Consider the following 18,325-nt stretch of genomic DNA (forward strand, 5'->3'; position numbering starts at 1 on the left):
CCGCCGGAGTGAGCGCCGGCGGAGTTCCCGCGTTACTTGACGATCTGGCCGATCTTCGGGGCCGGCTCGTACTTGTAGTGGGCCGGGCCGAAGTTCTTCTCGACCGCCTGCTTCCAGGAGCCGTCGCTGACCATCTTCTCCAGCGCCTTGTTGATCTTGTCGAGGGTCGCGGTGTCGCCCTTCTTGACGCCGATGCCGTAGTTCTCGTTGCTCAGCTTCAGACCGGCGAGCTTGAACTGACCCTTGTACTTGTCCTGCGCGGCGAAGCCCGCGAGGATCGAGTCGTCGGTGGTCACGGCGTCCACCGCGCCGCTCTGCAGGCTGGCGATGCACTCCGAGTAGGTGCTGTTCTCCTTGAGGTTGGCCTTCGGGGCGATCGTCTTCTGGAGGTTCTGCGCCGAGGTCGAACCGGTCACGGAACACAGCCTCTTACCGTTGAGGTCCGTGCCCTTGCTGATCGTCGAGTCCTTCTTGACCAGCAGGTCCTGGTGGGCCAGCAGGTAGGGGCCGCCGAAGTCGACCTTCTGCTTGCGCTCATCGGTGATCGAGTAGGTGGCGGCGATGAACTTCACGTCGCCGCGCTGCAGCGCGTTCTCGCGGTCGGCGCTCTTGGTCTCCACGAACTGGATCTGGTCCGGCTTGTAGCCGAGCTGCTTGGCGACATAGGTGGCCACGTCCACGTCGAAGCCCGCGAAGGAGCCGTCGGGCTGCTTCAGGCCGAGACCGGGCTGATCGAACTTGATGCCGATCTTGATCGTCTTGCCGCCGTCCGAGCCGTTGCCCTTGTTGCCGCCACCACACGCGGTGGCGCCCACGGCGAGGGCGAGTACGGCGGCCGAGGCGGCGGTGACCTTGCGGAGCTTCATGGTGAACATCCTTTGAGTGGTGAAAGGCGAGGTCCGTGAGGGACGGGTGACTCGGGTCGTCCGGGGGCCGGGCGGATCAGTGGTGCAGGATCTTCGACAGGAAGTCCTTGGCCCGGTCGCTGCGCGGATTGCTGAAGAACTGGTCGGGTGCAGACTCCTCGACGATGCGGCCGTCCGCCATGAAGACCACCCGGTTGGCAGCCGATCGTGCGAAGCCCATCTCGTGGGTGACGACGATCATCGTCATGCCCTCGCGGGCGAGCTGCTGCATGACCTCCAGGACCTCGTTGATCATCTCGGGGTCGAGGGCCGAGGTCGGCTCGTCGAAGAGCATGACCTTCGGGCCCATCGCCAGCGCCCGGGCGATGGCGACACGCTGCTGCTGGCCGCCGGACAGCTGCGCCGGGTACTTGTCGGCCTGGGTGCCCACACCGACCCGGTCGAGCAGGGCACGGGCCTTCTCCTCGGCCTGCTTCCTGTCCGCCTTGCGGACCTTGATCTGGCCCAGCATCACGTTCTCGAGCACGGTCTTGTGCGCGAAGAGGTTGAAGGACTGGAAGACCATCCCGACGTCGGCGCGCAGCCGGGCCAGCTCCCTGCCCTCGGGGGGCAGCGGCTTTCCGTCGATCGTGATGGTGCCCGAGTCGATCGTCTCCAGGCGGTTGATGGTGCGGCACAGGGTCGACTTTCCGGACCCGGAGGGCCCGATGACCACGACGACCTCGCCGCGGGCGATCGTCAGGTCGATGTCCTGGAGTACGTGCAACGCGCCGAAGTGCTTGTTGACGCTCTTCAGGACGACCAGTTCACCGGGCGTGGCCACATCCACCTTGGCCACCGATACATCGGTCATCGCTCTCAGGCTCCGTCCTCCTCGGTTTCGGTGGACAGTAGTGATGGCCGGTGACCAGCGTCATCACATCTGAGGGGAATCTGAGCATCACGATCCGATAGCAATCGGACACGTGTCGTAGCACTTGAGGCCTGTGCGCATATCGGGGGGGTAACGGAAGCGTCCGGCAACCGGAACCCTCTTGACGCCGTCCTTGTCCATCGGCGTGACTTCCATGGTGCACGCGCGCGTGCGTGTGATCTACAAGCTGAACGAAAACCGCGACCGTATGACCGCTGAACCGGAGGGGGCCGGTATGAGACTGCTGCTCGTCGAGGACGACAACCATGTCGCCGCCGCCTTGTCCGCGGTCCTCGCGCGGCACGGCTTCGACGTCACCCACGCACGCAGCGGCGAGGAGGCGCTCCAGGCACTCGTGCCCGAGGGCGCCGGATTCGGTGTGGTGCTGCTCGACCTGGGCCTGCCCGACCAGGACGGCTACGAGGTCTGCGGCAAGATCCGCAAGCGCACCAGCACCCCGGTGATCATGGTCACCGCGCGCTCCGACGTCCGCTCCCGCATCCACGGGCTCAACCTGGGCGCCGACGACTACGTGGTGAAGCCGTACGACACCGGGGAACTGCTCGCCCGCATCCATGCCGTCAGCCGGCGCACCGTCCACGAGGACACCGCACCGGGCGCCGAGACCGCGCTGCGGCTGGGGTCCGTGCACATCGAGCTGCCCACCCGCCAGGTCAGCGTGGACGGTTCGGTCGTCCAACTGACCCGCAAGGAGTTCGATCTGCTCGCCCTGCTCGCCCAGCGGCCCGGGGTCGTCTTCCGGCGGGAGCAGATCATCAGCGAGGTGTGGCGCACCAGCTGGGAGGGCACGGGCCGCACCCTGGAGGTGCACGTCGCCTCCCTGCGCGCCAAGCTGCGCATGCCCGCGCTGATCGAGACCGTACGCGGCGTCGGCTACCGCCTCGTCGCCCCGGCTGCGTAGCGGGGTCGGGTGCGCACACGGCTCCTGCCGCTGCTGATCGTCCTGCTGGCGGCCGTACTTCTCGCCCTCGGCGTCCCGCTCGCCGTCAGCGTGGCCGCTGCCCAGCAGCAGCGGGTGGTCGTCGACCGGATCGACGACACCGCGCGCTTCGCCGCCCTCGCCCAGTTCGTCACCGACGGGCCCAGCGGATCCCGCCGTACCGCCCCGGACGAGCGCCTGGAGACGCTCCGCCGCGAACTGGACAGCTACTACGGCGTCTACGGCATTCGTGCCGGTGTCTTCTACCGCAACGGCTCGCCCATGGCCAACGCCCCTGACGACTGGTACGTCCCCCCGACGGGGGAGGTCCAGGAGGCGTTCGGCGAGGCGCTGCTGAGCCGCCGCAGCCACGACCCCCGGCAGGTGTGGCCCTGGCAGCGCAGCCGGCTGATCGTCGCCTCGCCGGTGATCCGGGACGGGGACGTCGTGGCGGTCGTGGTCACCGACTCGCCCACCGGGCAGATGCGTTCGCGGATCCTGCGCGGCTGGCTGTTCATCGGGGCCGGCGAGATCGCCGCGATGCTGCTCGCCGTCGGCGCCGCGCTGCGGCTGACCGGCTGGGTGCTCAGGCCGGTACGGATCCTGGACGCCACCACCCACGACATCGCCACCGGGCGGCTCAAGTCCCGCGTCGCGGCCGCCGGCGGTCCGCCGGAACTCAGACGGCTGGCCCGGTCGTTCAACGAAATGGCCGACAACGTCGAGGACGTGCTGGAGCAGCAGCGCGCCTTCGTCGCCGACGCCTCGCACCAGCTGCGCAACCCGCTCTCGGCGCTGCTGCTGCGCATCGAACTGCTCGCCCTCGAACTCCCGGAGGGCAACGAGGAGATCGCCTCGGTCCGCACCGAGGGCAAGCGCCTCGCGCAGGTCCTGGACGACCTGCTCGACCTGGCACTGGCCGAGCACGCCGAGGCCGACCTCAGGCTGACCGACGTCGGCGCCCTGGCCGAGGAGCGGGTGGCCGCCTGGTCACCGGCCGCCCGCGCGCAGGGCGTACGGCTCGTCGGCGACTGCCCGCCCACCACCGGCTGGGCCGATCCGATCACCCTGTCCAGCGCTCTGGACGCGGTGATCGACAACGCCGTGAAGTTCACCCCCGAGGCAGGCACGGTCGAGGTCGCCGTCTCCTCCAACGGCGCCTCCTCGACGGTCGTGGTCACCGACACCGGCCCCGGCCTCACCGAGGAGGAACTCGCGCGCGTGGGCGACCGTTTCTGGCGCAGCGGCCGCCACCAGAACGTCAAGGGCTCGGGGCTGGGCCTGTCCATCACCCGCGCCCTGCTCGCGGCGGGCGGCGGCTCGATCACCTACGCCCACCACGAACCGCAGGGGCTGCGCGTGACGGTGACGGTGCCGAGGGACCCGGACACCCCTCAGGGCTTGACCGACCGGTAGTAGCGCCGGGCGCCCTCCTGCAGGGGCAGGGGGTCGGTGTAGATCGCGGTGCGCAGGTCGACGAGCTGGGCGGAGTGGACGTGGGCGCCGATGCCGTCGCGGCTCTTGATCACCGTGCGGGTCACCCACTCGGTCAGCCGGGGATCCATGTCCTTGCGGGTCATCAGCAGGTTGGAGACCGCGATCGTCGGGACCGAGACGCCGCGCTGCACGGACTTGTATGCCGACTCGGGGATGCTGGTGGCCCGGTAGTAGCGGGCGGCCTCCCCGCCGGTGTGCAGCCTGGTGACGAGGTCGCCGTCGATCGGCACGAACTTGAAGTCGGACGTGCTGGCCAGCTCCTCCAGCCCGTTCGTGGGCAGCCCGCCCGACCAGAAGAAGGCGTCGATGCGGCCCCGCTTCAGATGGGCCGGCCCGGTGTCTATGCCGTCCGCCACCGGCGTGATGTCCTTCTGCGGGTCGATGCCGGCGGCGCGCAGCAGGCGGTTCGCGATCAGCCGTACCCCGGAGTCGGGCAGCCCGGTGGCCACCCGCTTGTGCCGCAGGTCCGCGATGCTGTTGACCTTGGAGTCCCGCGGCACGATGAGCTGCACGTAGTCGTCGTAGAGCCGGGCCACCCCGCGCAGCCGGTCCGCGCCGCTGCCGTGCCGCAGCGCGTACGTCTCCACCGCGTCGGCCGCCGCGATCGTGAAGTCGGCCCGGCCGGTCGCCACCCGCTGGACGTTCTCCTGCGAACCGGCGCTGTTCAGCAGCTTCACCTTCAGGTTGGGCATGTCCCTGCCCAGCTCGGTGCGCAGCCGCTCGCCGTACTCCTGGTAGACCCCGCGCGGTGTGCCGGTGCTGAAGACGATCGTCCCGCTCGGCGGCTTCTCGCCCAGCGGCAGCAGCCACCACAGCAGCAGGCCGAGGGCCAGCGCGCCGGCGGTCGCGCCCTGGAGCGCACGGCGCCTGCTGATTCGGGGGAACACCTTGGACATGCGGGCGATCCTGCCAGGCGTTGTGCGGGGCTGACCAGGGCCGAGGTCACTCCGGGCGTCCGGTGCAGCGCGGTGGGGCTGTCAGTGGCGGCCGTTAGAGTCGCCGTATGAGTTCTTCGCCCGCCCGTCTCGTCCACGAATTCCACCGGGCCTTCGGCCTCGACGCCCGCACCAGTCCGACCGAGGTGGCACCCGAACTGGCCGCGCACCGCGGGGAACTGCTGGCCGAGGAGGTGGCGGAGGTGGCCGAGGTGTCGGTCGAGGGCCCGCTGGACAGACTCGCGCACGAGCTGGCGGACGTGGTCTACGTGGCGTACGGCACGGCCCTGGTCCACGGGATCGATCTCGACGAGGTGATCGCCGAGATCCACCGCGCCAACATGAGCAAGCTGGGCCCCGACGGCGAGGTCGCCCGCCGCGCCGACGGCAAGGTCCTCAAGGGCGAGCACTACCGGGCGCCGGACGTCACGGCCGTCCTGCGCCGCCAGGGCTGGACACCCGGCGGCGCAGCCTGACGTCTACGATTCGCGCAGCCTGACGCCTACGACGTGCAGCCTGACGTCTACGACGACAGGGACCCGCCCGCCAGCTTCCACTCGCGGTGCAGCGACCCCAGCGGGACGCTCCGCTGGAACACCGGCGTGCCGAAGATGGACAGCTGGAGCCGCAGGGTGCCCGACAGGTCGACACCGCCGTAGACCGCCCAGACGCCCTCGGCCTTCACCCCGGGGGTGTCGGAGGAGGCGGTGACCGTCCCGGAGGCCTCGCCGCGCAGGTACGGCGCCAGGTCGGCGGTGACGCCGACGGTGCCGTAGAGGCCGACGGACGCCTCGGCGCCGAGGGCCGTCTTCAGGCTTCCGGCGGTGGTCAGGGCGGCCTTCACCGGCGTGCTCGTCATGTTCGCGGAGCTGACCGGTGTCCACCCCTTGGCCGGCGCGAAGGTGCCGCCCGCCTTGAAGTCGCCCTTGAGGCTCTGCTCGACGTCGACGGTGACGTGTCCGTCGGCGCTGATCTGGACGTAACAGGTCAGGTCGAGGTTGACGACGACGGGCACCGGGCCGACCTGCAGGACGGGGTCGGCGTGCAGCTTGGCGAACGGGATCCGCAGCGGGGTGCCGGTGGCCGCGGCGGCCCGGCCCTTGACGGCCCACCCGGAGGACCAGTCGCCGGAGACGCCCAGGTACGCCGAGCCGGGCGCCGCGTCGGTGCCCGTGCCGCCGTAGCGGAAGTCGACCTGCGGGGCCACCTGGACGAACCCGGACACCGAGGCCTCGGCCGAGACCGGGCCGCCCTGAGCCGTCGGCACCTTCGCGCCGACGTCGAGCCGGAGGCTGCCGAGCGGCACGGTCCCGCCCTTGGGGCCGACGTGCACATCACCGGCCTTGGACCAGGAGACCTTCACATCGGGCAGCAGCTTGTCGACGGAGAAGGAGGACGGGTCGACCGGCACGGTGCCCTTCGCCGTGTCGTCGCCCAACAGCGCGTTGAGCGCCGCCGGTTCGGTCTGCACCTCGGTGCCCCGGTCGGTCTCGCCGAGCACCTTGGTGACCTTGGCGAGCAGACCGTGCGGGGCGCCGGGCGCCGGGGCGCTGGCGATGACGTCACCCACGGCGGCCTTGTGCGGTGTCGCCGAGGAGGTGGGGGAGGGGGTCGCAGGTGACTGCGAACGCCCCTTGCCCGCCGGCGCCTTGGCGATGACGGCGCGCCGGGTCCGGCTGTCGTACGAGCTGACGGTGAGGGAGGTCTTGTGCGCCCGCCGGTCCGAACCGGACGGGCCGGCCGTAGCGGTCGCGGTGGCGGAGGGGGCCGCGGCGACGGTGAGCGAGTGGTCCGTGCCGTCGGCGGGGCCGTCGTCGACCCGGACCTCCTGGCCGCGGGCCGCCGCCGACTGCTCGGCGTGCGGCGCGGGCGAGGAACAGCCGGCGGCGAGGAAGAGGGCGGTCACGGTGAAGGCGGGCAGGAGGGCACGGCGGTGCCCCATGCGTCTGCGCAAGGTCGGTCCTGTGTGAGGTGGGGGGTTTCGAGAAAGGCAGCACCGACAGCCGGCTACCCATAGGTAGAACCGGCTGGTAACTCGGTGGTGAGCCATGAGCATGCCACGGCTGCACGCACCGGTCCCTCACAAACCACCCACATCTCAACGTGACGTGAAACACGGTGAGTTCAGGCCGCGTGCTGGCTGGATCCCAGTCTGCCGGGCAGATCCACCGACCTGCTCACGGCGGGAAGGGTCAGCCCGGGAGCCCCGTGCCGCCCAGCCGGGTCAGCAGGGTGGCGAGCAGGCCGATGTCCTCCTTGCGCCACGCGGAGCCGGTGTGCTCCGTGCTCCCCGCAGGGCCGGCGAAGATCTCGGTCGCGGTCTCCTCCGCCGTGGCCAGCATCTCCTTCAGGTGCTGCCGGCCGGTGCGGGTCAGCGATGCGTAGGCCACGCGCGCGTCACGGGCGTCCGGCTCGCGGGTCACGAGCCCGATCCGCTCCAGGGGAGCCAGCCCGCGGGTCACCCCGGAGGCGGTCAGCCCCAGGGTCTCGGCCAGGTCGACCCGGCGCATCCGGCCGCCGGGTGCCTGCCCGAGACGCAGCAGCATCGTGAAGTCGGCCAGGCTCACCCCGTGCAGCCCGCCCAGCCGGGCGTCGAAGCGCCGCACGAGCGCCGTCTGCGCCCGCACCAGCCGCAGCGCGGCGTCCAGGGCATCGCTGCCGGTCATTTAGGACCTCCTTGCGAACTCCTTGACTACTCAAGTTTATGCGTTGCTCGAAGGCGCTGCCTCATGCCCCGCTCGAACGTGCCGCGCGTCGCTGCCGCTTCCCCAGGGGCGCCTGGGACAGGTCCTCCGCGCTGGACCTGAGGTTCTTGAAGCCGTAGCCGCGCTCCGACAGCCACGCCTTCGCCGCCTCCTCGGCCCGCTCGGTCGCCTCCAGGATGTCCTCCTCTTCCTCACCGGTGTCCGAGAAGCGGAAGACGAAGGCGGGTCGGGCGGCGATGTCGTAGCTGAGATGGCCCTCGGGTGTGAAGGCGGCGTGCAGCACGTCGTGCTGGGCGGCGTCGGCGAGCAGGTCGGCCCGCTGGGCCTCGCTGAGTCCGTCGAAGGCGCCGCGCACGGTGATACGGAAAGTCCGGTTGCTCATCCGGCGACCCTAGGCGCAGCGGGCGGCGTGCCTCCACCGAGTTTCCGGCCCGCCAGGCCGCTCAGCAGGAGGCGGACTCCGGCTTCGGCAGCCGGGTCGGGTTCGAGCGGACCCGGTGAGGGCGGCGCTGCCGGCGCCTACCGTCCGCGCTGGTAGGCGGCGAGGAGGAAGAGCCAGATCTCGCTCACGGTGGGGAAGCAGGTGACCGCGTGCCCGAGCCGTTCGAGCGGCACTTGGCCCGCGACGGCCACGGTCGCCGAGTGCAGCAGCTCGCTGACGCCCGGGCCGACGAAGGTCGCTCCGAGCAGGACCTCCCGGTCCAGATCGATGACCAGACGCGCGTGGCCCAGATAGCAGTCGGCGTGGAGGTTGGCGCCCTGCGCGGCGTTGAAGTCGAGGTCGACCGTCCCCGGACCCGGTGGCCGGCCGAGGCCGCCTGCTCGGCGCTCAGGCCCATGGCCGCGGCCTCCGGGTCGGTGCCGCCGCCTCCGGGTCGGTGAAGAAGACCCGATGACGGCGAGCCGGGCGGGGACGCTGCTGGAGTCGGTGCCGCGCCGGTTCGTCCAGGGCCGGGCCTCCGCCATGCCCGGGCCTCCGCCATGCCCGGGATGTCCGGCAGCACCGGCAGGCTGCCGGTGGCGACGGCCACCGCGTGCGCCGGGCCGTGAACGTCCGGCGCACGCCGTCGTCCCGGGTGATGGTGACGCGGCGGGGCCGTCCAGGCGGCCGTGGCCGCGGAAGAGATCGGCGCCGATGGACTTGACCCACTGCGCCTGTCCGGAGTCGTCCCAGTCGGTGACGTAGCGGTTGCGGCGCGCGAAGACGGCCTCTGGTCCACCCGGACCAGACGGCCGACCCCGGCCAGGTCCTCGGTCGACCTCGCCGCCGGTGTCGAGCGGCCCCGTGACGGCCTGCCGGGCGCCGTCCACGCGGGCGGGCGTCGGCGACCGCGATCACCGGCCGCAGCAGCGCCTTGCTGGGCACACAGGCCCAGTACGAGCATTCGCCGCCAGTACGAGCATTCGCCGCCGAGTCGGAGTTTGGGTCATGTAACCCGGAGGTCCGCGCGGGTCATCGCCCCCGGGCCATACGCTCGGCGAAGAGCGGCCATAAGCGCTCCCTTTGGGCCAGGTGAGAGGCCACTAGACTTGAGGGGAGCCCTGCCTCCGGCAGTGTGTCCGGTACGGGAAGGCGGTGGCGTTCCATGCCGTACGTGGCGGTGACCGCGCTGAGCCATCCAGGGCTGCTCCGCGAGCGCAACGAGGACAGCCTCGTGGTCGGACCCTGGACCCTGTGCGCCACCGTGACCGAGAGCCCGCAGACCCTGTTCTTCCCGATCGGCACACCCCTCGTCGTCGCCGTCGCCGACGGGCTCGGCGGCCATCCCGGAGGCGACGTGGCCAGTGCGCTGGTCGTCCGCCGGATCGCCGCGGTCGGACCGGCCCTGAGCAGCGAGGACGCCGTCCGTGACGCGCTGAACGCCTGCAACCGCGCCGTGTACCAGGCCGCCGGCGGCGACGCCGGAAGCGAGCTGGCCGCCATGGGAACCACGATCGCCGGCATCGTCGTACAGACCGACACGGCGCTGGTGTTCAACGTGGGCGACAGCCGAGCCTTCGCCGCCGCCCCGGACGGGCTGCGCCAGCTGAGCGTGGACGACAGCCCGCCGCTCGAGCCGGGGCAGCGCACCACCTCGATCGTCACCCAGTGCCTGGGCGGCAGCCCCACCTACCGTCCCGTCCGCGCCCATGTGACAGCCGCGCCGCTGTCGCCCGGCGACCGCTTCCTCGTCTGCACCGACGGCCTGACCGATCCGGTGCCGCCGGAGGTCCTGGACGAGGTGCTGCGGGAGCACGACGACAACCGGGCGGCGTTCGAGCTGTGGAAGACCGCGATCGCGGCGGGCGGCCCGGACAACATCACGCTGGCCGTCGTACGGGTTGTGGACGAGTAGCCGCCGCCCTCCCCCCTGGCCGACAGCCGGCGATCGAGTCGGCGAGGTCTGGATCCGGCGGGTAGGTGCTTCACCTGGTCGGGTCCGAGGGCGTCGAACACCGCGCGGTGGACGGCGGCCACATGGCCGGGAGCGCCCTTGCTCCGCAACTCCATTCCCTGGTCGGTGAGTTCGGCGAGTTGCCCCCGTCGATCGGCCGGGTCGTCCCAGCGGCGGACGTAGCTGGACTCCTCCCGTCGGATCACCGCGCGGGTGAGGCGGCTGCGGGTGAACTTCAGCTGCTCGGAGAGCCCGGACGTCCCCAGGGTGCGGTCGGGCGCCGGCCGAGGAGTCCTGGTCGGCGTCACCGAGACCACGATCACGACGTGCTGCACCACGCTGATCGGCGACTTCTGCACCGGTCGTCGGATGGTGACGTCCTCGGCTCGGGCACCTGCGGCAACGGCGGCTGCCTCGCCGCGCTGTGGGGCGTACGAGGCCGGCGGGACACGGCGCCGCTGCAGCCCGGCGACACGGTCGCGCTCACCGTCGAGGGCATCGGCAGCGTCTCCAACACCGTGGTGCCCGGCCCCGATCCGGTGCCGGTCGCCCGTCGCCGTCCGCGGGAGCGGCCGTGACCGACCTCCGCCCCGAGAGGCTGCGGGGCAAGGCCGTCGTGGTCACGGGCGCGGCCCGAGGCCAGGGCGCGGCGGAGGCCGAGGCAGTGACCCGCGCGGGACGTACGGGCAGGTGCACGGCCTGGTCACCCACGCGGGCCGCAGCGCGACACCGCCCGGCCGTACCGGAACCGTCGCTGACGCGATCGAACAGGACCGGCTCAGGGCCCTCTACCGGCAGGCCCGGGCCGAGGGCGGCAAGCTTCACGCGAGCCCCGCACAAGGCAGGCACCCCGCTGACCCCCGCGGGCACCTTGGGCCGCACGCCCGGGACATTCTGAACACGGGGTGCCCGACCCCGCGTTGGCCATGGCGAGGCCGAGAAGGGGGTTGTCACCGGTTGCGCCTGCTCCCGTACAGTCCGTGCTGAAGCTCAGCGGTTGACCAGGAGAGGAATCATGGACACCGAAGCCAGCCCCGGCTCCCTTCCGCAGGTTCCCGGAACGGGGCAGCCGGTCCCCGAAGCCGAGCCCGGACTTGTGGAGCGGTGGAGTTCGGCGGGAGGCGAGCTGGTCGAGCTGCTGGCCGAGGTGCGGGAGCGGATCGGCGGCATCGCCGCGTTCCGCCTCGGGCCTGCCCTCACCGTTCTCATCACCGACCCGCAGGCGGTCCAGCACGTACTCGCCCGGCACCCGGAGCGGTACGTCAAGCGCTCCCACCGTGCCCGTGTGTTGATCGGCGATGGCGTACTCTCCGCCACCGGTGCGGCCTGGAAACGGCAACGCCGCTTGCTGCAGTCCCAGTTCACCGGCACCGGGATGCGCCGCTACGAACAGCGGATCACCGAGGCTGCCCGAACCGCCGCCGGACGCTGGGCCGAGTACGCCCGTACCGGGCAGACCTTTGATGTCGGGCAGGAGATGCGCCGCTTCGCCCTGGACGCCATCTGGCGTTCTCTCACCGGGCACCCGCTCGATGACGGGACCGAGCGCGAACTCGCCGCCGTGGCCTCCGTGGCAGCCGCCCTGCCGACTCTCCCCGCCGATGTCACCGACGCCCAGGACGCCGTCGCCGCCGATCTCGCCCGGATCGACGCGGTCGCCCGGCACGCCATCGACACCGCCCGCAGCGGGGCGGCCGGCCCCGACGGCCCCGGCCTGCTGCACGTCCTGATCGACGCCGCCACCGAGCGCCCCGAGTACACCGACGGGCTGATCCGCGACGAACTGGTCACGCTGCTCATGGCCGGGCACGAGACCACCGCCACCACCCTGACCTGGCTCTACCTGCTCCTCGACCGGTACCCCGGCGCCCGCGAAGAAGCCCTCGCGGCGGGCGGCGAAGGCTCGGCGCAACGCCGCCAGGCCATCCAGGCTCTGGTCCACGAGACGCTGCGGCTCTACCCGTCCGCCTGGATCCTGCCCCGTCACGCCACCGAGGACGACACCATCGCCGGGTACACCGTCGAGGCGGGCTCCGACCTCCTGGTCTGCCCGTACCTCACGCACCGCGATCCCGAACTGTGGCCGGACCCGGAGCACTTCGACCCCCGGCGCTTCATCACCCCGGACGGCCGACCCACCCAGCCCGGCGCCTACTTCCCCTTCGGCGTCGGTCCCCGCGCCTGCCTGGGTCTGCAATTCGCACTCCGCGAAACGACCGCCCTGCTCGAACACCTCCTGCCGGTCCATACCCCGGCCTTCCACTCCACCCCCACGAAGGCGGAGTACGGCATCACCGTCCGCCCCGCCGGCCCCACCCCCGCGTCCCTGGAACCGTCACTCACCTGAGCACTACTCGGAACCCATCACAGCGGAGAACACCCGCTACCAGTCCGTCTCGTCCGGCGGGAATCCGTACCGTCCCTGCAGTCGGACGAAGCAGGCCGCCGTCACCACCCGCACCTGCTCCAGCCCCGACGCGGTGTGCTCGAAGCACACCACCTGCTCGTGCCCGCCCGGCCCGATCGGCTGGACCAGGCGGCCGCTCGGACGCACCTGCGCGACCAGCGGAGCGGGCACCTCGGGGAACGCGGCCGAGACGAGGACCGCGTCGTAGGGAGCGCGATCCGGTACGCCGCCGCTGCCGTCGCCGATCCGCAGGTCCACGTTCCGTACGCCCTGCCGAGCGAGGTTTGCGCGCGCCATGCGGGCGAGGTCCGGCCGCAATTCGATGCTGACCACGTCGGCGGCCAGCCGGGCCAGCAGCGCGGTCTGGAAGCCGAGGCCGGTACCGACCTCGAGGACGTGTTCGCTCCCGTCCAGATCAAGGCTCTCGATCATCATGGCGGACAGCGACGGCTGTGTGGTGACCTGTCCCTGCCCGATGGCAACGGGCACGTCCCGGTAGGCGGCGACTTCCTGACCGGCCGGAACGAAACCCGCCCGGGGTGTCGTTCGTACGGCCTCGAGCAGTCGCTCGTCCCTGATCCCGGCGGCTCTGAGGGCTCGCACGAGATCTTCGGGATCCCTGAGTACGGAGGTCATGGGCAGGTCACCACACCACCAGGCCGGGCAGCCGCTGGGCTGCGAGCTTCCCCGAGGCGCCCGCTCCGGGAGCACCGGGGAGAGCCTTCCAGGGAACGCCTACCCACGTGGCATGACCTTCAGCAGCGACCGGAGCCCCGCAGTGGACGCAGTAGCCGCACCGGTGCCGGCGGCGGTGCCCACCCCCAGCACGAACAGCGCCGCCGGCAGCTCCGCCTGCAGGCACCACATCTGCCCTGGTGTCGTTGCGACGGCTCGCCGTGCCCCATCTGCTCTCCACTCCGCAGGGCGTCGCCTGGGAGATCTCCACCGCCTCCGCGGCGCAGTCCCGGCGGCTGTTCGTCGCCGAGCGGGACGACCGGGTCGTCGGCGCTGTACGGGCGTCGCTGCTGCACGACAGCAGCGTCCCGGGCCAGGCGGAGGCGACCCCGCATGTCCATCCGGACCACCGGGGCCACGGCGTCGGGCACGCCCTGCCGGCCTCGGCCGAGGAGCACCTCGCCGCAGTCGGCGCGACCCGTCTACGCCTGGGCCAACGATGAACCCGGGACGCACCCGTTCGCGGAGCGCCACGGCTACCGCCGTACCCGCGCGGGCCGTATCCTCCGGCTCGATCTCACGACGGCCATGCTGCCGCCGCTGCCCTCCCCGCTGCCGACCGGCGTCCGGCTGCAGACCGGCACGGACCTGGCCGCCGATCCGCGGGCGCTGTACGCGGCGGAAGCCGGGGCCGCTGCCGACGAACCGAGTGACGTTCCGGCGGACGCCACGACCTACGAGGACTGGTTGCGGCGCACCTGGGGGCACCCCTTCATGGACCTGGACCTGACGTCGGTGGTGACCCTCGACGGCAAGGTCGTCTGCACAGACGTGGACGACACCGGTGCGCCACGAGGCGCTGAGAATACGGCGGGAGGAGGAACCCGTCGCTGGTCATCGCCGTGACCGGTTGAAGCTGGAGGCAGCTGGAGGCAGCTGGAGGCAGGTGGAGCCCCCGGGTCGGGGGCGATGCTGGAAGCGGCCTCGACAACGTAGGGGCGAACCGACACCGCCAGACCTGAATTCAGAAAACCTCATCAACCGGGTTGAGGAGACGTCGCCGCTGATCCTCTCGCCGTGCTCGTTGCGGAGTTCCCGCAGGTCGTACGGGCCGCCGGGGGCACCGAGACGCTGCCCCATCCCTTGCCCAGCCGCGACCGGGCGATCGATGAGCCCCGAGCCACGCTTCCCGCTATTGGCCGACTGACGCCGACCGAACAGGCGAATTACGCCGCACGGGTGACACCCGAGCGGTGCCGAATCCGCGTCCGCGCCGGTCAGGACGCCGTGTCTCGCCCAGCTGCAGGTCGCCTATGGGTTGTCCGGGGCGAACAGGACGGCTGGCGGCTGATGTCGCGGCAACTCCCACCCGGGGCGTGAACGACGCACCGCTGGGGGCAAGTGCGCCCGGGTGCGCCGTTCCGTGCCCACGGAAACAATCGGTTCGTGAGCAATATTCAGGTGCGTACTCCGATCGCGGCCGATGGCCGACTGGGCGCGGCCCTCGAGCACCCGGGGCTCAGTGATCCCCGCTACCTGCTGCGGCGTCGGGCCATCGCCTCGCTGGCCTGCGGACACCGGGTTGGCGACCCTTCACCGCGAGTGGACTACAGCGAGGCCGAGGAGCGGACTTGGCGGACCGTTCACCAGGCGCTGTGGACCGCCCAACGCGAGCATGCCTGCCGTGCCGCCCTCGACGCCCGTGAACAGGCCCCCATCCCAGCGGACCACATCCCGCAGCATGCCGAGGTCGGGCAGCACCTGCGGAGGTTGACGGGCTTCGACTTCACCCTCGCGGGGGGTGTGGTCGGGAACAAGCGGTTCCTGGGGTCGATGGCCGACGGCTACTTCCACGCCGTGCAGTTCGTCCGCCACCCGGCCGTACCGATGTTCACCCCCGAGCCGGACATCATCCATGACGTCTTCGGCCACGGGATCCACCTGGCCTCGCCGGCCTTTGCCAACGTCTACCGGCTGATCGGGGATGCGGCGATGCGGGTCGAGCGCGAGGACGTCCTCCAGATGATCAGCGATGTGTACTGGTTCACCCTGGAGTACGGGGTCCTCGACGAGGGCGGGGCACCCAAGGCATACGGGGCGGCCCTGCTCTCCTCGTACGGGGAGATCTGCCGCCTGCGGCAGGCCCGGATCCGTCCGCTGGACATCCGCACGATGATCGCCACCGAGTACGACATCTCCGGGTACCAGCCGGTGCTCTTCAGCGCCCGCAGCCTGGACGAGGTCACCGACACTCTGGGCGGCTTCCTTTCGGCGCTCGACGACGAGAGTGCGCCGCGCTTCGGACGAGCCGCGGCGTCCTGAGTGCTGTGCCGCGGCAAGGCTGCCGACGTTACGGCGCGTACACGCAGACGCCTCCCAGCGTGCGAGGTGCAGTGACCTGTGGCTTTCTGACGCTGTGGCTCCACGAGCAGAGGAACGAGCATGGAGGAGGGCACGATGGACCGGAGTCCGGCTTCGCCGACCGACGACCTCCTGACCGACGACGACCCGGCAGTCCTGCCCTCGTCCGACCAGATCGATCTCGCCGGTGCCGAGAAGGCCGCAAAGGACTTCCTGGCCGCGCTCGGGGTACGAACGGACAGCGAGGGCTTGGCCGAGACCCCCGGGCGGATGGCCCGGGCCTACGCCGAACTGTTCAGCCCGCGTCCGTTCCGGCCGACCACCTTTCCCAACGACGAAGGCTACGACCAACTGGTGCTCGCGCGGTCGATCACCATGCGCTCGGTGTGCGAGCACCATCTGCTGCCCTTCGTCGGGCACGCTCATGTGGGCTACCTCCCCGACCGGCGCATCCTCGGCCTGTCCAAACTGGCCCGAGTGGTGGAACACTTCGCCTGCCGACCGCAGGTGCAGGAGCGACTGACCATGCAGGTCGCGCAATGGCTCGACGAACAGCTTCACCCGAAGGGCGTCGGCGTGGTCATCGAGGCAGAGCACACCTGCATGACGCTGCGCGGTGTGCAGTCCCTCGGCAGCACTACGGTCACCTCCGCCCTCCTGGGCCAAGTCCGCGACAACGCCCGCTCGCGCAGCGAGTTCCTGTCCCTGGTCGGCACCCCTGGGTGAGCACCATGGCAGCTGAGCTCCCGGCCTCCGCCGACGCCCGGTTCCTCGCGGAACCCGTGGATTCCGTCGCGACACCGCCGTGGTCACCGGCCAACCGGCTGCGCATCCAGCGCGCCATGGACGCCGTCGTGCGCACCGCCGCCGACATCGAACGGCAGGTTGACGAACACCACGGACAGGCCCCTTGAGCTTCCTACAGACCCGCCGCGCCCGAGCAGGTGGTCGCGGTGCGCGGTCGGGGATGCCGCAGGTCTCCAGCTCGTGACGCAGGGTCGCATGGAGCGGTGCGACGGGCCGGCACCCTTACTCGGTTGTCCGCGAGGCGGCGCATGTCGACCACGGGTGAGCTGCGAGCGGGTCGGCGGCTCCGGTCCGTGCCCCGGTTGCGGGCTGTGCGGCTCCCCTTCACCGTGGATCACGACCAGAGGAGACGACAGAGTGACGATCAGAACCTTCCTCGGTACCGACCTGGACCACCCCCGGGCACTCGCAGCTGCCAGGCGAGTTGCGGCCGCCAATCCACGATGGAACGGGGACACCGAGCGGAGTGGCCAGGTCCGGATCTCCGTCGTCATTCCTGCCCGTGACTGCGGGACCACCATCGAAGGGGTAGTGGCACCGATCGTCGATGACCTCGTCTCGGTCGGCGCGGTTGACGAGGTGGTGGTCGTCGACCATGAATCCTCGGACGAGACGGCCAAGTTGGCCCAGCGGGCCGGCGCACGAGTGATCGACTTCGCAACCGCTGAGCCGATCGTCGACATTCCCGATTCCGGCAAGGGCTCGGTGATGTGGAAGGGGACCTGGGCGAGCGACGGCGACATCGTGGTCTTCATAGACGGCGACCACCTGCGTTTTGACTCCACCAAGGTCTGCCGGCTGGTCGCTCCCCTGCTGGTCGATCCCGGCCTGCACCACGTGCTGGGCTTCTACGACGACTACACCGGCGGCCGGACCACGGAGGCCATGGCCCGTCCGGTGCTCTCCCTGTTGCGTCCCGAGCTGGCCGACATCCGCCAGCCGCTCAGCGGTGAGCACGCGACGTGGCGGTCCACCCTGGCCGAGCTGGCCTTCCCGGTGGGCTGGGCCATCGAGTTCCATCTCCTCGACCAGATCAGCCGCCGCTACGGCCCGGCCGCCATCGGGCAGGCCGAACTGCACTACAAGGAGCACCCAAGTGGCGACTGGGCGCACATCTCGCTCCAGGCCTTCGAGATACTGCACGCCGCCCTGCGCTCCGAATTCCGCACCGAGGGCCGGCCGCTGCCCGAGCGCTGGGGAGACATGGTGGTGACCCCCGGCTCGCGAGCAGGAGAGATCGTCCAACGTCCCGCCCGTACCGCCGAGCTACCGCCTCTGAGCAGCCTGCCGGGATGGGCCCGGCGCGAACGAGGGCGCCGCCCGAGGTGACGCCGAGCGATCGGCATCCGCCGACCGGTTCGGCACCGAGAGGATGGGCGGGATTCAGCGGGCGACAGGAGGGGCGCTGGTGCACGCGGTCCGCTCGCGCAGAGCGAGAAGGTCGGCCAGCGACTGGCACGGGTGGTGGGTGTTGGTGAGGGCGTTGACGACCGGGATCGTCGCGGCGTCGGCCATGTGCTCCACTGCGGCGTGGTCGAAAGTCCGTACGGTGATGGCGTCGAGGTAGGACGACAGGACGCGGGCGGTGTCTGCGGCCGTCTCGCCGTGTCCGAGTTGCATTTCCTCCGGATTCAGGGGCCGCGTGCAGCCGCGCTTCTATCTCGCCCAGTTCGATCCGCATCCCGCGGAGTTTCACCTGACCGTCGTCCCTGCCCCGGAACCACGGCGTCTCGTCGGCGTCCCGCACGGCGAGGTCCCCTGTGGCGTACCAGACACGTCCGTCGGCGCCGCGGGCGAACCGGGCGGCCGTCTGCTCCGGCGCCCCCAGACAGCCCTCCGCGATA

At 71.0% G+C, this 18,325-nt stretch carries 19 protein-coding genes and 3 pseudogenes; 13 read left to right on the forward strand and 9 right to left on the reverse strand.

Annotation, left to right across the window (positions count from 1 at the left end; translation table 11 throughout):
- Positions 1 to 32 precede the first annotated feature (32 nt).
- Entirely contained in the window at positions 33 to 866 is an 834-nt protein-coding gene (locus tag ACZ5DS_RS04595; RefSeq protein ID WP_468234032.1) for a glutamate ABC transporter substrate-binding protein, read from the reverse strand.
- 76 nt (positions 867 to 942) lie between these two features.
- On the reverse strand, positions 943 to 1,719 hold the full coding sequence (locus ACZ5DS_RS04600) for an amino acid ABC transporter ATP-binding protein (RefSeq protein WP_468234033.1): 777 nt from the start codon (positions 1,717 to 1,719) through the stop codon (positions 943 to 945).
- Positions 1,720 to 2,014: 295 nt separating this feature from the next.
- Here ACZ5DS_RS04600 and ACZ5DS_RS04605 point away from each other — a divergent pair, with 295 nt between their 5' ends.
- Both ACZ5DS_RS04605 and ACZ5DS_RS04610 read left to right on the forward strand, forming a co-directional pair.
- A complete protein-coding gene (locus tag ACZ5DS_RS04605; RefSeq protein ID WP_468234036.1) occupies positions 2,015 to 2,701 on the forward strand; it encodes a response regulator transcription factor in 687 nt (228 codons plus the stop codon).
- A 9-nt stretch (positions 2,702 to 2,710) separates the two neighbouring features.
- On the forward strand, positions 2,711 to 4,135 hold the full coding sequence (locus tag ACZ5DS_RS04610) for a sensor histidine kinase (RefSeq protein ID WP_468234039.1): 1,425 nt from the start codon (positions 2,711 to 2,713) through the stop codon (positions 4,133 to 4,135).
- On the opposite strand, the gene ACZ5DS_RS04615 is transcribed toward ACZ5DS_RS04610, so the two are convergent.
- Positions 4,114 to 5,112 (reverse strand): TAXI family TRAP transporter solute-binding subunit, encoded by a 999-nt coding sequence (locus tag ACZ5DS_RS04615; protein WP_468234041.1) that lies wholly within the window; start codon positions 5,110 to 5,112, stop codon positions 4,114 to 4,116. The genes ACZ5DS_RS04610 and ACZ5DS_RS04615 overlap by 22 nt on opposite strands.
- Positions 5,113 to 5,219: 107 nt before the next feature.
- Here ACZ5DS_RS04615 and ACZ5DS_RS04620 point away from each other — a divergent pair, with 107 nt between their 5' ends.
- Positions 5,220 to 5,627 carry a pyrophosphohydrolase domain-containing protein gene (locus ACZ5DS_RS04620; RefSeq protein WP_468234044.1) on the forward strand — a complete coding sequence of 136 codons (408 nt, stop codon included), beginning with the start codon at positions 5,220 to 5,222 and terminating at the stop codon, positions 5,625 to 5,627.
- A 47-nt stretch (positions 5,628 to 5,674) separates the two neighbouring features.
- Here ACZ5DS_RS04620 and ACZ5DS_RS04625 read toward each other — a convergent pair whose 3' ends face one another.
- The 4 genes and pseudogenes from ACZ5DS_RS04625 to ACZ5DS_RS04640 all read right to left on the reverse strand — a co-directional run.
- On the reverse strand, positions 5,675 to 7,105 hold the full coding sequence (locus tag ACZ5DS_RS04625; RefSeq protein ID WP_468234046.1) for a hypothetical protein: 1,431 nt from the start codon (positions 7,103 to 7,105) through the stop codon (positions 5,675 to 5,677).
- A 238-nt stretch (positions 7,106 to 7,343) separates the two neighbouring features.
- Entirely contained in the window at positions 7,344 to 7,817 is a 474-nt protein-coding gene (locus tag ACZ5DS_RS04630; protein ID WP_468234049.1) for a MarR family winged helix-turn-helix transcriptional regulator, read from the reverse strand.
- A gap of 61 nt (positions 7,818 to 7,878) precedes the next feature.
- Positions 7,879 to 8,238, reverse strand: a complete 360-nt coding sequence (locus ACZ5DS_RS04635) for a DUF6204 family protein (RefSeq protein ID WP_468234051.1) — start codon at positions 8,236 to 8,238, stop codon at positions 7,879 to 7,881.
- 137 nt (positions 8,239 to 8,375) lie between these two features.
- A pseudogene (locus tag ACZ5DS_RS04640) lies at positions 8,376 to 8,716 on the reverse strand (pyridine nucleotide-disulfide oxidoreductase); the annotation flags it as partial.
- A gap of 726 nt (positions 8,717 to 9,442) precedes the next feature.
- Here ACZ5DS_RS04640 and ACZ5DS_RS04645 point away from each other — a divergent pair.
- The 4 genes and pseudogenes from ACZ5DS_RS04645 to ACZ5DS_RS04660 all read left to right on the forward strand — a co-directional run bounded on the left by ACZ5DS_RS04645 (position 9,443) and on the right by ACZ5DS_RS04660 (position 12,578).
- A complete protein-coding gene (locus ACZ5DS_RS04645) occupies positions 9,443 to 10,192 on the forward strand; it encodes a PP2C family protein-serine/threonine phosphatase (protein WP_468234054.1) in 750 nt (249 codons plus the stop codon).
- A 410-nt stretch (positions 10,193 to 10,602) separates the two neighbouring features.
- A pseudogene (locus ACZ5DS_RS04650) lies at positions 10,603 to 10,809 on the forward strand (fumarylacetoacetate hydrolase family protein); the annotation flags it as partial.
- A pseudogene (locus tag ACZ5DS_RS04655) lies at positions 10,806 to 10,910 on the forward strand (3-oxoacyl-ACP reductase); the annotation flags it as partial. The pseudogenes ACZ5DS_RS04650 and ACZ5DS_RS04655, both read left to right, overlap by 4 nt.
- 336 nt (positions 10,911 to 11,246) lie before the next feature.
- On the forward strand, positions 11,247 to 12,578 hold the full coding sequence (locus ACZ5DS_RS04660; protein ID WP_468234056.1) for a cytochrome P450: 1,332 nt from the start codon (positions 11,247 to 11,249) through the stop codon (positions 12,576 to 12,578).
- Between the two features lie 36 nt (positions 12,579 to 12,614).
- Here the strand turns inward: ACZ5DS_RS04660 and ACZ5DS_RS04665 are convergent, their stop codons facing one another.
- Positions 12,615 to 13,241 (reverse strand): protein-L-isoaspartate O-methyltransferase family protein, encoded by a 627-nt coding sequence (locus ACZ5DS_RS04665; RefSeq protein ID WP_468234059.1) that lies wholly within the window; start codon positions 13,239 to 13,241, stop codon positions 12,615 to 12,617.
- Positions 13,242 to 13,513: 272 nt separating this feature from the next.
- Here ACZ5DS_RS04665 and ACZ5DS_RS04670 point away from each other — a divergent pair, with 272 nt between their 5' ends.
- The 6 genes from ACZ5DS_RS04670 to ACZ5DS_RS04695 all read left to right on the forward strand — a co-directional run bounded on the left by ACZ5DS_RS04670 (position 13,514) and on the right by ACZ5DS_RS04695 (position 17,810).
- Positions 13,514 to 13,816, forward strand: a complete 303-nt coding sequence (locus tag ACZ5DS_RS04670; RefSeq protein ID WP_468234061.1) for a GNAT family N-acetyltransferase — start codon at positions 13,514 to 13,516, stop codon at positions 13,814 to 13,816.
- Positions 13,817 to 13,901: 85 nt separating this feature from the next.
- A complete protein-coding gene (locus ACZ5DS_RS04675) occupies positions 13,902 to 14,219 on the forward strand; it encodes a hypothetical protein (RefSeq protein WP_468234064.1) in 318 nt (105 codons plus the stop codon).
- Positions 14,220 to 14,759: 540 nt separating this feature from the next.
- Entirely contained in the window at positions 14,760 to 15,635 is an 876-nt protein-coding gene (locus ACZ5DS_RS04680) for a phenylalanine 4-monooxygenase (RefSeq protein WP_468234067.1), read from the forward strand.
- Between the two features lie 120 nt (positions 15,636 to 15,755).
- Positions 15,756 to 16,400: a GTP cyclohydrolase I FolE gene (folE, locus tag ACZ5DS_RS04685; RefSeq protein ID WP_468234069.1), complete on the forward strand. Its 645-nt coding sequence runs from the start codon at positions 15,756 to 15,758 to the stop codon at positions 16,398 to 16,400.
- A 5-nt stretch (positions 16,401 to 16,405) separates the two neighbouring features.
- Positions 16,406 to 16,588, forward strand: coding sequence for a hypothetical protein (locus ACZ5DS_RS04690; protein ID WP_468234072.1), 183 nt, complete (start codon positions 16,406 to 16,408; stop codon positions 16,586 to 16,588).
- 250 nt (positions 16,589 to 16,838) lie between these two features.
- Positions 16,839 to 17,810, forward strand: a complete 972-nt coding sequence (locus ACZ5DS_RS04695; protein WP_468234075.1) for a glycosyltransferase — start codon at positions 16,839 to 16,841, stop codon at positions 17,808 to 17,810.
- A gap of 54 nt (positions 17,811 to 17,864) precedes the next feature.
- Here the strand turns inward: ACZ5DS_RS04695 and ACZ5DS_RS04700 are convergent, their stop codons facing one another.
- Positions 17,865 to 18,101, reverse strand: coding sequence for a hypothetical protein (locus ACZ5DS_RS04700; RefSeq protein ID WP_468234078.1), 237 nt, complete (start codon positions 18,099 to 18,101; stop codon positions 17,865 to 17,867).
- Between the last annotated feature and the right edge of the window lie 224 nt (positions 18,102 to 18,325).

This window comes from Streptomyces sp. NPDC031100 (genome assembly GCF_055570785.1).

What these genes read in the sequence shown, in the direction of transcription:
- ACZ5DS_RS04595 (WP_468234032.1), bottom strand. Translation starts at nt 866, where the DNA reads ATGAAGCTCCGCAAGGTCACCGCCGCCTCGGCCGCCGTACTCGCCCTC.
- ACZ5DS_RS04600 (WP_468234033.1), bottom strand. Translation starts at nt 1,719, where the DNA reads ATGACCGATGTATCGGTGGCCAAGGTGGATGTGGCCACGCCCGGTGAA.
- ACZ5DS_RS04605 (WP_468234036.1), top strand. Translation starts at nt 2,015, where the DNA reads ATGAGACTGCTGCTCGTCGAGGACGACAACCATGTCGCCGCCGCCTTG.
- ACZ5DS_RS04615 (WP_468234041.1), bottom strand. Translation starts at nt 5,112, where the DNA reads ATGTCCAAGGTGTTCCCCCGAATCAGCAGGCGCCGTGCGCTCCAGGGC.
- ACZ5DS_RS04620 (WP_468234044.1), top strand. Translation starts at nt 5,220, where the DNA reads ATGAGTTCTTCGCCCGCCCGTCTCGTCCACGAATTCCACCGGGCCTTC.
- ACZ5DS_RS04630 (WP_468234049.1), bottom strand. Translation starts at nt 7,817, where the DNA reads ATGACCGGCAGCGATGCCCTGGACGCCGCGCTGCGGCTGGTGCGGGCG.
- ACZ5DS_RS04635 (WP_468234051.1), bottom strand. Translation starts at nt 8,238, where the DNA reads ATGAGCAACCGGACTTTCCGTATCACCGTGCGCGGCGCCTTCGACGGA.
- ACZ5DS_RS04645 (WP_468234054.1), top strand. Translation starts at nt 9,443, where the DNA reads ATGCCGTACGTGGCGGTGACCGCGCTGAGCCATCCAGGGCTGCTCCGC.
- ACZ5DS_RS04660 (WP_468234056.1), top strand. Translation starts at nt 11,247, where the DNA reads ATGGACACCGAAGCCAGCCCCGGCTCCCTTCCGCAGGTTCCCGGAACG.
- ACZ5DS_RS04675 (WP_468234064.1), top strand. Translation starts at nt 13,902, where the DNA reads ATGCTGCCGCCGCTGCCCTCCCCGCTGCCGACCGGCGTCCGGCTGCAG.
- folE (WP_468234069.1), top strand. Translation starts at nt 15,756, where the DNA reads ATGGAGGAGGGCACGATGGACCGGAGTCCGGCTTCGCCGACCGACGAC.
- ACZ5DS_RS04690 (WP_468234072.1), top strand. Translation starts at nt 16,406, where the DNA reads ATGGCAGCTGAGCTCCCGGCCTCCGCCGACGCCCGGTTCCTCGCGGAA.
- ACZ5DS_RS04700 (WP_468234078.1), bottom strand. Translation starts at nt 18,101, where the DNA reads ATGCAACTCGGACACGGCGAGACGGCCGCAGACACCGCCCGCGTCCTG.